Here is a 14221-nt window from a genome sequence, read left to right as displayed (position 1 = left end):
GAAAAAGACCCATTTTTCACTTGCATCGCGCGCCCGGCTCGCCGACATGCGAGGCATGCCATACGCCGTAAAGGAACTCTTCGCGACACTTCAGGGAGAAGGTGCCCATACAGGGCGCGCCTCCGTGTTCTGTCGTTTTGCCGGATGCAATCTCTGGTCTGGCCGTGAAGAAGACCGCCATAAAGCCGCCTGCCAGTTCTGCGATACCGATTTCATCGGCACCGATGGCGAGGGTGGCGGTCGTTTTGCCACAGCAGAAGACCTGGCTCAGGCTCTGGTCACCTGCTGGGATCAGGCATCGGCCGAGCCAGAACGCCGTTATGTCGTCTTCACGGGGGGAGAGCCCCTGCTGCAGATTGATGACGCTCTCGTCGCAGCGGTGCATGAAGCGGGGTTCGAGATCGCCATCGAAAGCAATGGCACGATCAGGGCGCCGGAAGGAATTGACTGGGTCTGCATCAGCCCCAAGCCAGCCAGCACCCTTGTGCAGCGCTCGGGACAGGAACTGAAGCTGGTCTTCCCGCAGGAGGCTCTCCCCCCCGAACTGTTTGAGACCTGGGATTTCACCCATTTCTGGCTGCAGCCCATGGATGGACCCGATCGCATCGAAAACACGCAGAAAGCCGTTGCCTACTGCCTGAAAAACCCGCGCTGGCGCCTGTCGCTGCAAACCCACAAGCTGATCGGGATTCCCTGATGCTCTCCAATGACACGGCGATCGTTCTCTTCTCGGGCGGGCAGGATTCCGCCACCTGTCTGGCATGGGCGCTTGATCGTTTTGCACATGTCGAGACCCTGGGTTTTGCCTATGGCCAGCGCCATGCCGTTGAACTGGAGTGCCGCGATAGGCTGCGTATTTCCATGATCGACGCCAGGCCGGAGTGGCGGGACCGGCTGGGCGAGGATCATACGCTCGACCTCTCTGTTCTTGGCCAGATTTCCGAGACCGCACTGACGCGTGAGGCGGCCATCGAGATGAACGAGAACGGCCTGCCCTCGACTTTTGTCCCGGGCCGCAACCTGCTTTTTCTGAGTTTTGCCGCAACACTGGCCGTCAGACGCAACGCCCGTCATATCGTCACCGGTGTGTGCGAGACCGACTATTCCGGCTATCCCGACTGTCGTGACGACACCATCAAGGCGCTGCAGGTGGCGCTCAATCTTGGCATGGAGACGCGCTTCGTGCTGCACACGCCACTCATGTGGCTGGACAAGGCGGAGACCTGGCGCCTTGCCGAAACGCTGGGTGGCAAGGACATGGTGTCGGCGATCAACCGCGACAGCCATAGCTGCTATCTGGGCGACCGCGCGCATCAGCACGACTGGGGCTTTGGCTGCGGCACCTGCCCCGCCTGCGAACTGCGCGCCAAGGGATGGTCAAGCTATGTCGGCGCTTGAACTCAGCTTTACCCGGCGCTTCAGTATGGGGCATCGCCTGATTGCAGGCAGTTCCGAGCGTTGTGCCATTCCGCACGGACATAACGAGTTCGTCACTGTCACGCTGCAGGCACGCACTCCATCGCGCCTGGATGGCGCGCGCAACATGGTCGTGCCTTTTGCCGAGGCAAAAGCGCGCTGGCACGATTTCATCGATACCCGCCTCGACCACGCTTTCCAGATCTCGTCGTCAGACCCGCTGCTTGGGTGGTTTCTTGCGAACGAACCCGCACGCGTCGACCGGATTGTCGTGACACCCGGCGACCCGACTACCGAATTGATGGCTGCCCTGCTCTACGCCAAGCTTAAGGCTTTCCTGCGTGCGGAAGGCGATGTGCTCTGCTGCACCAGTCTCACGCTGGAGGAGACGCCAACCAACACGGTCAGGCTGACGGGCGCCCCTGATCCTTTTCTGCCGCTCATGGAAGGCGAAGCGACAGATTACTGGTGGCACCGTGCCGACCCGACGATTTCAGACGTCAGGGCAGCGCTCTGAGCCGGACGCGCAGCATCCGATCACGCGCAGCTCCAGACGCAGCGATCAATGTGTCTGTGACCATTCCTGACCAAGCAGCTGAACATGGACACGAAAAGCGCCATGGTCGTCTGTCTTGACGTCTCTTGAGCTCTGAGGAGCCGCCTTGACGTCAGCGTCGAGGGCGGGAACATCATTTCGGTGCGAAGTCGAATTCTTGCTCATGGCCTTCTCCTTTATTTCAGGACATCAAGGGAACATGGCGTCAATCTGGCATCGTTATGAAACAATGAGGCGCATGACGGCTTTTGCGTTCCACATTAACAAAACGTCACATGCCGTGAAAAGTTTAGACGGAAAAACCATCGATACGAACTGTTTCTTGTAACTGCGCTTTTTACCAAAGAAACGGGCAAATCAAGACTCATCTTGTGCCCTGCAACCGGAACCCGTCGACTCGATGCGCCTGCGTGTTATTGATCTCGAAACCTCGGGAAATCATCCCGCCTCTTCTGAAGTCATCGAGTTCGGCTCGGTCGATCTGGTTCTGATCAACGGCGCCTGGCAGATGGAGCCCCCGCGCACCCAGCTCTTTCGACCCTCCGCACCGCTCACACCAGAGACCCAGGCGGTTCATCACCTGATGGAGGAAGATTTTGCCGCCGATCTGCCCCATGCAACGCCCGATGCCCTTGGCGCGCTGGTTCAGCACAGCCCCTGCCCCGACATGCTGGCCGCCCATCATATTGCGTTCGAAAGGCATTTCCTGACCGACGCCATTACGGGCGGCCTGCGATGGCTGTGCACACTGCGCATCGGACAGAAGCTCTGGCCGGAGGCGCCGCGTCACACAAACCAGATTTTGCGCTACTGGCTGAAACTCGACCTTGATCGCAGCCTTGCCGCGCCCGCCCACAGAGCGGGGCCAGATGCCTATGTAACCGCGCATATCCTGCAACGACAGCTCGCTCTTGCGCCGCCGGATGAACTTTTCAGACTGACCCAGGCCAGACATGTGCGCCGTGGCGCGGCCCTGCGCTCAGGCAGGGATATGAGCCGACAGGAGCAGCTCTTCCCCTGAGGCATCGCGCTCGCGTCTCTCATGTCATATCAAGGCAACGTGTTCAGCAGGCGATACGCTCATAAGCGGCAGTTGCACGGATTTTTATACCGAGAACCCCCGGCGACCCGACCCGACGTCTTCCGAGCGGCAGGCGCGCATCTCCTGTGGTCCACCGCATCGGAACAGCTTCGATATTATTCCACCCCTCCAGCGACGCATCGCTGAGATGGGTGTCAAGCTGCGTGGCCCCATGACTGTCCCAGAGATGGATATCACCAATCAGCACCCCGAGAGACCGCCGATCGTCAATGAAAGGCCCTTCCGCATCGAAGGGCCGCGCTGCCCGTGACCGGATACGCACCTCTTCCCATTCGGCAGGCACGTGGAAAATGACCATATCTTCCGTGCTGCGCGACGGGCGAACGACATGCCCCTCATTCGAGACAATATGCAGGTCAGGGTCCTGAAGTATGGAGGAGGCAATACCCTCACCCTCTGCGCCGGGGGTCTCCGCCTGCAATGCCTCAAGATGCGCCTTGCCCCGCGCCATCAGGGCACGATGCAGAGGCTCGACGAATGCTCGCTCAACCCGCAACGGCGCAACGCGACCCTGAGGCAGAGAGGCAGGCTGCACATGACGCGAGGCCGCATCGGGCTCCAGCCCATGCAGTTCTCCATCATCCAGAAGGGTCTCGGTGGCCATGTTGTTGGACCACACCACCGCATGCGCCTCTGTTCTGAAATGATAGATCGTAAAACGCGTGCGGCTGCGGTCGTAATCGATGCTTGCCCCGTTGACGAGCATACGCGCAGGCACAAGCCCGCCATTCATGAATACGCAGTGCTCGGGCGTGATGAAAAGATCGCGGTCAGGAGAATGAGGGCCGATAGCCCCTGCCCTGAAACACACAGGATAGCCCGCGTGATCGTCGCTCCTTGAGGGTTCGACGATGATTTCCGCCGAGCCGATCCATGTGATCCGACTGGTGGCCCCGGGCAAATCAGTGGCTGTCGAGACAAGATCGCCCACGGCGAGCATCTCGACCGGACACTCGCCAAACGGCGTGCGGATCATCGTGCCCGCGAGAAAGCACTTGTCGTACATGACGATCGTGCTGCCATCGCCATCGGATTCGAGGTGGAAATCGTTTTTCCTGTAGGAACCGCTCAGCGGAGTCGACCAGGTCGATCCGTCTGCGTAGGTAACCTTGAGTATGCCGTTCTCGAACGAGACCGAGCCGCCCGGTTTGTAGGCGAGGCCCTCGATATCGATGGCGCCGCGCCTGCCGACACTGACATTACTCATCACGGCACCGGGCGTGACCACCAGCTTGCCGCCCTTTTCAGAAGCGGATGGTGCCGCAGCTACCTGAAGATTGGCGACCGTCGCGCCCGAAGCGAGAATCATGGAACCCCCAGCCGCGACAACGGCGCTCTGGACAGTCGCACCGGCCCGCACATCCTGCGTGCCACCGGAAAGTATCGTTGCACCGCTGACGACGCCACCGGACTGGACAATGCCGGAGCCCCCCGAAGCAATTGTCGCCCCGCTAAGCGTACCGCCAGCGGAAACGATTGATACCCCTCGGGCGAGAACATTCTGGTTGATCGAGACGCCGCCAGCATTCACGACCGCCGTCCCACCACTGCCGACTGTCATCGTTGAAGCACGTCCACCCTGCCCCACGACAACGGTGCCACCCGCCGACACGACCGAGCTGGAGGCAGACCCGCCATTGATCAGCTGCACCCCGGCGCTGAAAATGCCTCTGAGCGCCAGCGCACCTGCGGAAACAATCTGGGTACCGCCGAAAAAGCTGCTGTCATCGGTTCCACCACTGGCCAGATTTTCAGTGGAGCCGACATCGAAAGTGCCACCTGAAATCACCCCGGAGCCAGAAAAGCTCTGCCCCTTGACCGTGAAGCCGCCGCCGGCCAGGGCATGACCGTCGCTCATGACATGCGGAGCGATCGCCAAGGCCGGCGTACCCTGATAGCCAGAGAGATTGCCCACTGCCAGACCGGCACGGGCGGTGATCGTCGCGCTTACGACCACACCCTGATTCAGGGCGGCAAAAGAACCACTTTCAAGTGCAGTCCCGCCAAAAGTGGTCCCATTGGCCGCTGCAGCCACGACGCCACCTGACAGAGCCGTGGCCCCGGAGATGGTTCCTCCCGACGCCAGATCCACCGATGGGCAGTCCGTGCCGCCATTCAATCCATAGACAACGTCACCCGATGTTACACGCCCTGCGGGAACATAACGGGTCGAGCCATTCGTAACTGTAACATTACGTCTTTGGAAGAAAATGGACAAGCCCACCTCAATACTTATGATTTTTAATTTCTATTTTGGATTACTTTTCCACATGGAACGGCTCGCCACCGCCCGTGAACACGGAACCGTGATATTGCATCGTATCGCAATGTGACAACCCCTGAAACACAAGGGGATACGGCGATTCAATTATTTATTTTTCGAAAAAAGCGGTTTTTATCGAAAGGGCCGATCTCACCGATAGGTGAGAACTGGACAATCATTTTTCATAAAAAATCTATCGGATGATGTCTAGAACACACCTATGACCGTCAAATAACGTCATTTTAATGAAACTATTTCTATAGTATTAAAATATCGATCAATAAGCGCCTTGTTTCGTGGCATAATGCGCCACTCTTGCAAGCAGGCGCCTCCGGATCAGACCACTCACGGGTCGTATGGCCATCCAATAGGCCGCCATTCGGCTGCGCATGGCAGAATCGGGACAGGAGATACGCGTTCGGGTCAGAAGCCGGATCTGATCATCGCTAATAAAGTCGGTTTCGAAGGTGAGGAGCAGACGACACGACGGGCCGTCTCCTGCCCAGAAGCTGGCCCCCTGGGCCGCTTGCTGGTCGAGACCATAATCCCAGCGCCAGAATGAGCCAGCCAGCCCATACGCGAGAGAAACATCCCCAATGCGCCCGAGAAAAACAAAGCTTTTCATGCTGAAGCGATGCGCAGCCTGCCCCAGGATCATCCGCCCCGGCAGATCACGCACCCCCAAACAAAACCGGATGAGTGGATCCTGCTCGACCGTAAACGCCTCGACCGCATCAAGGCACGCGCCCGCAGAGGCGTGAATAACCCTTGAATGACACTCCTGGAAATGAACCGGCTCGAAAAGAGGCATTTCAACCATTCGACTAACAGCTTTCATATTAATATCGGGCATGAGCCTTCTGCCATCCCGAATAATTGAGAGGAAACACGGAAGTGAAACAGGATAAATTCCTGGACTTACTTGTCTCATCATCAGGATCACTCGCTCATGCGTCTTTCAGACAAGACTGCTGTCATTACGGGCGCAGCACGCGGGATAGGGCTCGCAATTGCACGCCATTTTCGCGATGAGGGCTGCAACGTCATTCTGACCGATATCGATGCAGAGAATGGCCAGCGCGAGGCCGAGGCGCTTTCCTGCCGTTTTCTCTCACTGGACGTGCGCTCCGAAAAGGACTGGGAGGCCTTGGCCTCATTCTGTCCATCGCCTGATATTGTCGTCAATAATGCCGGAATTACCGGATTTGAGAACGGCGTTGTCGCCCATGATCCTGAACATGCGACCCTGACAGACTGGCACGCGGTGCATCGAACCAATCTGGACGGCACGTTTCTTGGCTGTCGTTACGCGTTGCGCGGTATGGGGCGGCGCGGCACCGGGTCGATCATCAATATTTCCTCGCGCTCAGGACTTGTCGGCATACCGGGTGCGGCTGCCTATGCATCATCAAAGGCTGCCATTCGCAATCACACGAAAAGCGTTGCGCTCTATGCCGCCCAGAAAGGCTGGGCAATACGCTGCAATTCCATTCACCCGGCGGCCATTCTCACGCCGATGTGGGAAGCCATGCTCGGCGACGGGCCTGATCGTGAAGCACGCATGAAGGCCCTCGTCGCCGACACACCTCTCAAACGCTTCGGCACAGTCGATGAGGTCGCCGCAATCTGCGTCATGCTGGCCTCTGACGAGGTTACCTATATCACCGGCTCCGAATTCTCGATCGATGGCGGCTTGCTGGCAGGCTCCGCTGCGGTGCCCGGTTAGGCCCCGCTCCTGCGGCAGGCAATCAGAACGTCCAGACCACATCGCAGGAGAACCAGAACATGGTCGAATCTCCATTGCGTACGATCGGATCGCTCGCTGGTGCTTCGCGATTGAAGGGTCTTGTCCCGTTCAGGCTGTGATCAACCCGTATCTCGGGCCGAAGAACGAAGCGGCCTAGCGGCATGTGTCGGTTGATGAAAGCGGGCTCGTAATGCAGCCCGAGCGTCAGATCGCCATAGGTCGTGGGCGGCGCCGCATAGAACGGATAAGGCTCGTTACGCAGCTGTTTGCCGAAGGACGTCGTACCGGGATAGGCGGCAATCATCACCCCCGTATTGTCACGAAACACCTCGCCGCGCAGATTGAGCTGCAATGACGGCGTGAGCGTCCAGGCGAGATAGGCGGTGCTGCCATAGAGATCGTCATCAGGGATCTCGTCATGAAGCCAGGTGCTCGCAAAGGTGACGCTGAGCGTCTTGCTGGCATGATAGGTCAGCAGCAGATCGGCATTGTACTGCATGCGATGCGCTGCCTGATCACCGATTCCGGCACTGACCCAGCCCTCAGGCGAGATACGGGGGTCTCCATCATGGCCCTGCGGCCCGGCGCGCCCGATCAGATGCCCGTCAAGACGGCCTTTCATCAGATGGGTAAAGGACACACCCAGATAGCCCTTGGGCCTGTTGTTGTTGCCGCTCTGTCCGAAGGTGGTGGAATTACCCGCATCAATGCCGAGAATACCATCGACATGAGGGCTGAGATGCGCGGTGGCGATAATGCCGACCGTCTGGAACGGCACGATGAAATCGGAGCTGTAATTATAGCTGTAAAAGGGACGGGACAGCGCCGCCGGGCCTTCCGACCCCATGAGCCCGTAGGATTGACCGATCTGGAAATCGATCCCCTTGCCGAATATCCAGGGTGTATGCAGGTCGATATGCGCCTGAGTCGGCGCCCATTGATACATGCCACTCAGAGCGCGGTCGCCCATACCCACCGTCACATCGAAGCGGGAGTCAGAGCCGTACATCGCCTCTGCCACAAAGCCGATGCCATAACCTCCACCTATCTCGGCCATGTCATGCGAGACGGAGCCCAGGATCTGGTTGAGCGTGGCGGTATTCGCGCGATCAAGAAAGAACTGACCAAAATTGCGCCCCGATCGCGTCCAGGGATTGGCTGCAATGCCACCCTCGATGGTCATATGCGTCTTGATACCGCTCCAGAAGCTCTGGGATACAGGCTGACGCACAGGCGCGACAGGGCGCGAGGGACGGGCGCGCGCTGCCTTGCGCCGCGCCACACTGTCTGGACGCGCCTCACCGGCGAGCGGGACGGACTTTCCGTGAGGGATCTGCGCCGGGGTCGTCTGGCTTTGCGCTGTAAGGGTTGTCACGGCATGGGCCTCATCGGCCATAGACGCAGCCAGCCCGCACAGAACCATGACTGTCAGATGCGCGAACAGCGCGGCTGACAGGCCTGAGCCTCTCCTCTCCATCGTCGTCCCTCCTGAAATCATTCCTTGCGGGGGGGCGCGCCCCGTAACGCGCGGCACTCTGGACCGGGCACCACCTCACATTCACGTGACTTAATGTTGCAACGCTGGTCGGGCCTCATCCTCATCCACCGTCTGCCGGGTGGGCGCAGGCGACAAAACCGACTAGACCAGCGGGGCCAGCCCTCTTGCAACAGACTGGAGCTCCCGTGCGGTTCATCGAAACATTCGACCTCCATTCCTTCACGGATTCGAGCATCAGCCTGCTCGCAGCCTTCGTCTTCGGCACGCTGATCGGAGCTGAGAGGCAATATCGACAGCGCACGGCAGGGGTACGCACCAATGCCCTCGTCGCCCTTGGCGGCGCAGCCTTCGTCGATCTTGCGCAGCGTATTGCGGGCGATGTCGAATCGCTGCGTGTCATTGCGTATGTCGTGTCAGGCATCGGCTTTCTCGGCGCTGGCGCGATCATCAAGGAGGGCGCCACAGTGCGCGGCATGAATACTGCCGCGACGCTCTGGTGCTCAGCGGCAGTCGGTGCCTGTGTCGGTAGCGACATGCTGGCCGAAGGGTTCCTGCTCACCTTCTTCATCATCGCAGGCAACACGCTGCTGCGGCCCATCGTGCGAGCCATCGACCGCATTCCCCTTCAGGCAAAATCGATGGAAGCCGGTTATGGGCTGCGCGTCCTGACCTGCCGTCAATCGGTGCAGGAAATGACTGCCCTGCTCAAGGAGCAGCTTGAGGAAGCCGATTACACGATCGGCAAACTGTCTCTGAATGAGGAAGAAGACGAACAGGCCGCCATCAATGTCAGCCTGATGGTCTCCTCAAACGGGCCGGGCGCACTCGAAGCACTGATCTCGGCCCTGATGCAGGACAGCCGCGTGATGGCGGCGTCGCTTTCACTCAACGCCGACACCTGATCCTTCGCACAGGCCTCAGGGGGCCGGAGCAGCTGGCAGCCCGATCCTGACCAGAAGCCAGGGCCCCTGCTCCTTGTCCACGCCGCCATGAAAGGCAGGCTGACGCGACCATTGGCCGATCGTGGCGTAGAGCACATTATCGCTATAGGCCAGACCATCGGGCGCGATCAGCCGCGGGTCATGCGCAATGACCGAAATCCGGCCATCAGGCGCACGGGCAAGAATACCGTGCCGCTCGATATCGGTCAGAAACAGACGACCATCGGGTGCGGTGGCCATGCCATCGCCCATACCGGCCTCGCCTTCATCCTTCACGCTGAATTCGATTTCGGTCTCACTCGCCTTGGGGTCAGCCAGCACGGCGGTCGGCGCCGAATAAAGCTCGCGGCTTGTCAGTGGCTGCCAGAACAGCGTCTGCTGATCGGCACTCAGCCCAATGCCATTCGCCCCGGCCTGCGCCATGGTCGGATGCTCGGGGTCATAACGAGACGCCTGGCCATCAAGCACGGCCAGAAAACCATGACGCGGCATCACCGGCTCGGTATCGGCCAGAAGACGGCGCTGGGTGCCGGTCGCGATATCCACCACAATGAGCGCCGGATGCACGGTAAGCGAAGAATCGGTGATGAAGGCCGTGCCGCGATCACCATGGGTCAGGTCGATACGCAGATCGTTCGGATGACTGTCCGACCGAAGCGCTGGCGCCGTGAGCGGAATTTCCTCGATGATGCGCGCTGAGGCCGGGTCGATATGGATCAGTCTTGCCGCACCCGGCACCGTGCCCTTATCGGCCAGAATGCCTTCATCGAGCACCCAGAGCTGACCGCTGGAATCAACCGTCATGCCAAGAGGCGAAACAAAACGCCCCTGGCTCTGGGCGTCGGGGAAGGGCGTCAGTTTGCCATGGTCGAACAAGGCGAGCCTTGGCCCATCATGATCATGCAGGCTGCGCGGAAAACCCAGCACAAGCCGGTGATCGGAAAGAATGGCAATGCCGGAAGGCTGTGCCTCGTGAAAGCGCCCGATAATCTCGACATTGCCCGAAGGCGCATAACCCTGATCGACACTGTCACCCCCATCAGGGGCCAGCCCACTCTCATCCGCCCATGAGAGCGCCGGAGAGGAAACTGCAAGTGCCGCCGATGTCATCAGGGCATAAAGGGCCAGACGCATTTTCATTTTCCCTCTTCCTGTCCATCATGAAAGAGATCGGGGCTTATGCGTCAAACCACAGCGGCGTGAGGCTCAGCCCTTGAGCAAGGACATGATCTCGGCACGTAACGCAGCATCACGCTGCCAGGTGCCACGCACAACTGTCGTAACCGTACGGCTGCCGACATTGCGAATGCCGCGCATCGCCATGCACATATGCTCGGCCTCGACCAGAACCATGACGGCCTTGGGTTCCAGCACCTCGATGATGGAAGCGGCGATCTGATCCGTCAGGCGCTCCTGCAGCTGCGGACGGCGCGCCAGCACGTTCACGGTGCGGGCGATCTTGCTCAGCCCGGTCAGACGGCCACCCTCGGGCAGATAGGCCACATGCGCCTTGCCGAAAAACGGCAGCAGATGATGTTCGCACATCGAATGAAAGCCGATATCGCGCACGATCACGGCGCCTTCATGCTGGTCAGCCAGAAACTGCTTGTGCAGATGCTCACGCGGGTCTTCATGCAGCCCGCCCAGCACGTCGAGATACATACGCGCCACGCGACCCGGCGTCTCGAAAAGCCCTTCGCGGTCGGGGTCTTCACCCAGCGCCTGAAGGATTTCACGCACCGCACCGGCAATGCGTGTTTCGGCATCTTCGGGTTTTGCGATCGGTGCGATGGGGCGCTCCCCACCCTGCCCCTTGTGGCGAGCGGCATCCAGCGCCACGAGATCGGCAGTCGGTTTGGTCATTTCTGGTCCTCGGCAATGCAAGACGGGTCTTCCGCGCAGGGGACAACGTCATCAGCCTCGCGGGGGAGCCTGTCCAACATGTCCGAAACGGAAAGTCCACTGATTTTCTGTTCGGGAGCGATTTCTGCAAGGGGAACGAGCACAAAAGCCCGCTGCGCAATGCCCGGATGTGGCAGGGTGAGCACGGCATTGCTCATTTCCTGCGCGCCAAGATAAAGCAGATCGACATCCATTGCCCTCTGCCCCCAGCGTATAGAAGGCACGCGACCGAGACGCGTCTCGATTTCCTTGCACACACGCAAAAGCGCCATGGCATCGAGACTGGTCCGCCCCGTGACACAGAGATTGTAGAAATCGGGCTGTTCCACCCCGCCCCATGGGGCGGTGCGATACAGGCTCGAGACCGCGTCGATCTCCAGGCCAGGCGTCAGGCCGAGCCAGGTCACGGCAAGGTCCAGAGCGCTTTTGCGATCGCCCATATTGCACCCGAGCGAAAAACCGACCGGCAGATGGCGCTCTTTCGTTGTCTCGACACTGACCATGCCGAAAGGATGCGCAATGGGCGCGCCCGGCTTGCTGACCCGCACCGTAAGGCGCGCGATGGTCGGAAAATGCGCCAGAAGATCTTCGGCTATCCGGTCGGCCAGCGTTTCGATCAGACGCACGGGCTCGCCTGCGGCAAGCGCCACCACCCTGTCGCACAGGGACGCATAACAGACCGCAAAGAGATAATCGTCGTCTCTCGTGGCCCGGGCCGTATCGACCGTGACCACCAGATCGATTAGGAATTTCTGCCCGAGCCGTGTCTCTTCCGGCAGGACACCATGCCGACCGAACACATGAATCCCGTCAAGGCGAATGATCGACTGGGTCATGACCGCGAACTCCCCGTTGCTGGCACGGCCTTGGTGGCAAGCAGGCCAGTGATATGCACGGCATCGACATGGGGTGCGACGTCATGAACACGCAAAATGGCAGCCCCCTGCAACTGGCCGCAGAGATTGGCCGCCAGTGTTCCGGCCAGACGCTCATCCACCGTGCGGCCAAGCAGACGACCAAAAAGCGATTTGCGCGACAGGCCAAGCAGGACCGGCACGCCATATTCCTCGCGCAGGGAGCCGATCAGCCGGATACTTTCGAGGTTTTGCGGATCTGTCTTGCCAAAGCCCACACCGGGGTCGAGCACGATATGCTCGCGCCGGATACCTGCCCGCCCGGCCTGAACCAGAATGGCATCGAAAAAGCGCCGGAATTCATCATGCAGATCGAGAGCCGGATCGATCGTCTCGCGGTTATGCATCAGCACGGCCACCGCACCCGTTTCGGCCATCACCGACGCCATGGCAGGATCGCGTTGCATCCCCCAGACATCGTTGATCATGACCGCCCCCGCACGCACGGCCTCACGCGCGACACTGGCTTTATAGGTATCGATTGAGAGAAAGGCAGGGCCAGCGCTCAGAGCGCCTATGACCGGGCGGGTGCGGGCAATTTCTTCGGATGCAGGCACGAAATCGGCGCCGGGCCGGGTCGATTCTCCGCCGATATCGATCAGCGACGCCCCTTCGGCGACAAGGCGGCGGGCATGGGCAATGGCCTGATCGGGCGCATCATGCCGCCCCCCATCGGAGAATGAGTCGGGCGTCGCGTTGACAATGCCCATGACAAGAGGGACGTAGGCCCCATGCGCGCCCTGTATCGCCGCGACGAGCGCATCGCGCCTGCCCTGCCACTGAGCCTTCTGCACCGCGGAACCGGCCGCTTCCATAACATCCATTCACGTCGGGACTGAGAGAAACACGCTCATAAAGTATGGGAGCAGACAGGTCCAGAAAAACGAACCGCGCCCGTCCATGGCTGTTTGAACCGGCAAGAAGGAGACGCATCATGGCCAACGACCAGTTCGACACCCCCATTTTCGACGGTGAAGATAACAAGCACCAGAGCGCCCGCGCCCTGGCCGAGGCAGCGTTCCGCGCTGAGGAGGAAGGCGAACAGGAAAAGGCAGAACAGCTTTTCCGTCAGGCAGAAGCGGCCGATCCTTCGGCCCTCGAAAGCGTGCTTCTTGAACGACGCAGCGAGCACCCGGGCTTCACGCCTCAGCCCGCTTCGAATAATGAGGAAGTCGCGGCCATGAGCCGCACGATGACACCGGAGCGTCATGGCCCACCACCCGAGGCAATCGACGAAAACTACTGAAGGCACTGCCCCCGCCCGAATACTGCGGAAGCCGCAGACGGTTTCTGACATGAGGCGGGACGGGAAGCAGATTTCGACCATGCAGGGACGCGCCGTTCATCGGGCGTCCTTCATGGTGCCATAGGGGCTGTGTGCGGCCTGAGTGGCGTGTCTGATTGCTATGTCGCTGCGGGTAAGACCAGAAGTCAGGGCGCTGAAGCCGAACTGATCGGACGCCCCGCCCAAGGCTGGGACAGCAATGCCAGCTACACCTATAACGACAACCGGATCGTCAATAACGGCAATGCAACCCAGGCCGGGCTGATTATGCGGGCAACTCGCCGCGCCATCTCTGGAAGCTCTGGACCCATTATCGCTTTGAGCCTTATCGCGGCGCCCGCAGCAATGTCTGGAGTGTCGGGGGTGGTCTCGATGCACAGACCGACACCTGGGGCACGAACCATCTGGTTACCCAGCCCGGCTACGTCGTGGCCTCGATACAGGCCGGTTATCAGTGGAACCGCTATCTGTCCCTCGATGCCACGCTCAACAACATCGCCAACAAGCGCTATTATCAACGGCTCGGCAATCTGAATGACTACAATTTCTATGGCGAGCCGCGCAGCAACATGCTGACCCTGCGCTCGAACTTCTGAA

15 protein-coding genes and 1 pseudogene are annotated in these 14221 nt (G+C 60.0%); 8 read left to right on the top strand and 8 right to left on the bottom strand.

Going from position 1 to position 14221, the window contains the following annotated elements; all coding sequences use genetic code 11:
- The first annotated feature begins 55 nt into the window (after positions 1 to 55).
- The 3 genes from queE to IEV53_RS04580 are packed head-to-tail and all read left to right on the top strand — an operon-like array spanning position 56 to position 1933.
- Positions 56 to 697, top strand: coding sequence for a 7-carboxy-7-deazaguanine synthase (queE, locus tag IEV53_RS04590; protein WP_188425847.1), 642 nt, complete (start codon positions 56 to 58; stop codon positions 695 to 697).
- Complete coding sequence (gene queC, locus IEV53_RS04585; RefSeq protein ID WP_188425609.1) at positions 697 to 1398, top strand: 7-cyano-7-deazaguanine synthase QueC; 702 nt, start codon at positions 697 to 699, stop codon at positions 1396 to 1398. The genes queE and queC overlap by 1 nt, the downstream gene beginning before the upstream one ends.
- Complete coding sequence (locus tag IEV53_RS04580) at positions 1385 to 1933, top strand: 6-pyruvoyl trahydropterin synthase family protein (protein ID WP_188425608.1); 549 nt, start codon at positions 1385 to 1387, stop codon at positions 1931 to 1933. Before queC ends, IEV53_RS04580 begins: the two co-directional genes overlap by 14 nt.
- Before the next feature lie 45 nt (positions 1934 to 1978).
- On the opposite strand, the gene IEV53_RS04575 is transcribed toward IEV53_RS04580, so the two are convergent.
- Entirely contained in the window at positions 1979 to 2137 is a 159-nt protein-coding gene (locus tag IEV53_RS04575; protein WP_188425607.1) for a hypothetical protein, read from the bottom strand.
- 235 nt (positions 2138 to 2372) lie between these two features.
- Between IEV53_RS04575 and IEV53_RS04570 the strand changes: the two genes are divergently transcribed.
- Positions 2373 to 2993 (top strand): 3'-5' exonuclease, encoded by a 621-nt coding sequence (locus tag IEV53_RS04570; RefSeq protein WP_188425606.1) that lies wholly within the window; start codon positions 2373 to 2375, stop codon positions 2991 to 2993.
- A 43-nt stretch (positions 2994 to 3036) separates the two neighbouring features.
- On the opposite strand, the gene IEV53_RS04565 is transcribed toward IEV53_RS04570, so the two are convergent.
- Positions 3037 to 5292 carry a Hint domain-containing protein gene (locus IEV53_RS04565; RefSeq protein ID WP_188425605.1) on the bottom strand — a complete coding sequence of 752 codons (2256 nt, stop codon included), beginning with the start codon at positions 5290 to 5292 and terminating at the stop codon, positions 3037 to 3039.
- A gap of 322 nt (positions 5293 to 5614) precedes the next feature.
- Positions 5615 to 6280: a hypothetical protein gene (locus IEV53_RS04560; RefSeq protein ID WP_188425604.1), complete on the bottom strand. Its 666-nt coding sequence runs from the start codon at positions 6278 to 6280 to the stop codon at positions 5615 to 5617.
- Between the two features lie 6 nt (positions 6281 to 6286).
- Between IEV53_RS04560 and IEV53_RS04555 the strand changes: the two genes are divergently transcribed.
- Entirely contained in the window at positions 6287 to 7063 is a 777-nt protein-coding gene (locus IEV53_RS04555; protein WP_188425603.1) for an SDR family NAD(P)-dependent oxidoreductase, read from the top strand.
- 22 nt (positions 7064 to 7085) lie between these two features.
- On the opposite strand, the gene IEV53_RS04550 is transcribed toward IEV53_RS04555, so the two are convergent.
- Positions 7086 to 8561, bottom strand: coding sequence for an outer membrane beta-barrel protein (locus tag IEV53_RS04550; RefSeq protein WP_229719588.1), 1476 nt, complete (start codon positions 8559 to 8561; stop codon positions 7086 to 7088).
- 206 nt (positions 8562 to 8767) lie between these two features.
- Here IEV53_RS04550 and IEV53_RS04545 point away from each other — a divergent pair, with 206 nt between their 5' ends.
- Complete coding sequence (locus tag IEV53_RS04545) at positions 8768 to 9484, top strand: MgtC/SapB family protein (RefSeq protein WP_188425602.1); 717 nt, start codon at positions 8768 to 8770, stop codon at positions 9482 to 9484.
- 15 nt (positions 9485 to 9499) lie between these two features.
- On the opposite strand, the gene IEV53_RS04540 is transcribed toward IEV53_RS04545, so the two are convergent.
- From IEV53_RS04540 to folP, 4 genes are all read right to left on the bottom strand, one after another.
- Positions 9500 to 10663, bottom strand: a complete 1164-nt coding sequence (locus tag IEV53_RS04540) for an SMP-30/gluconolactonase/LRE family protein (protein ID WP_229719586.1) — start codon at positions 10661 to 10663, stop codon at positions 9500 to 9502.
- A gap of 66 nt (positions 10664 to 10729) precedes the next feature.
- Positions 10730 to 11386: a GTP cyclohydrolase I FolE gene (gene folE / locus IEV53_RS04535; protein ID WP_188425601.1), complete on the bottom strand. Its 657-nt coding sequence runs from the start codon at positions 11384 to 11386 to the stop codon at positions 10730 to 10732.
- Positions 11383 to 12261 carry a 2-amino-4-hydroxy-6-hydroxymethyldihydropteridine diphosphokinase gene (folK, locus tag IEV53_RS04530; protein WP_188425600.1) on the bottom strand — a complete coding sequence of 293 codons (879 nt, stop codon included), beginning with the start codon at positions 12259 to 12261 and terminating at the stop codon, positions 11383 to 11385. Before folK ends, folE begins: the two co-directional genes overlap by 4 nt.
- Positions 12258 to 13154: a dihydropteroate synthase gene (gene folP / locus IEV53_RS04525; protein ID WP_188425599.1), complete on the bottom strand. Its 897-nt coding sequence runs from the start codon at positions 13152 to 13154 to the stop codon at positions 12258 to 12260. The genes folK and folP overlap by 4 nt, the downstream gene beginning before the upstream one ends.
- A 119-nt stretch (positions 13155 to 13273) precedes the next feature.
- On the opposite strand from folP, the gene IEV53_RS04520 reads away from it, so the two are divergent.
- Together IEV53_RS04520 and IEV53_RS14750 are read left to right on the top strand one after the other, a co-directional pair.
- On the top strand, positions 13274 to 13585 hold the full coding sequence (locus tag IEV53_RS04520; RefSeq protein WP_188425598.1) for a hypothetical protein: 312 nt from the start codon (positions 13274 to 13276) through the stop codon (positions 13583 to 13585).
- A 362-nt stretch (positions 13586 to 13947) separates the two neighbouring features.
- Positions 13948 to 14220 (top strand): annotated as a pseudogene (locus IEV53_RS14750) (TonB-dependent siderophore receptor); the annotation flags it as partial.
- Between the last annotated feature and the right edge of the window lies 1 nt (position 14221).

The sequence above is a fragment of the Asaia siamensis genome (assembly GCF_014635085.1).
GTDB lineage: Bacteria > Pseudomonadota > Alphaproteobacteria > Acetobacterales > Acetobacteraceae > Asaia > Asaia siamensis.
The sequence above is the reverse complement of the archived record's forward strand: the minus strand, read 5'-3'. Positions and strand labels throughout refer to the sequence as shown.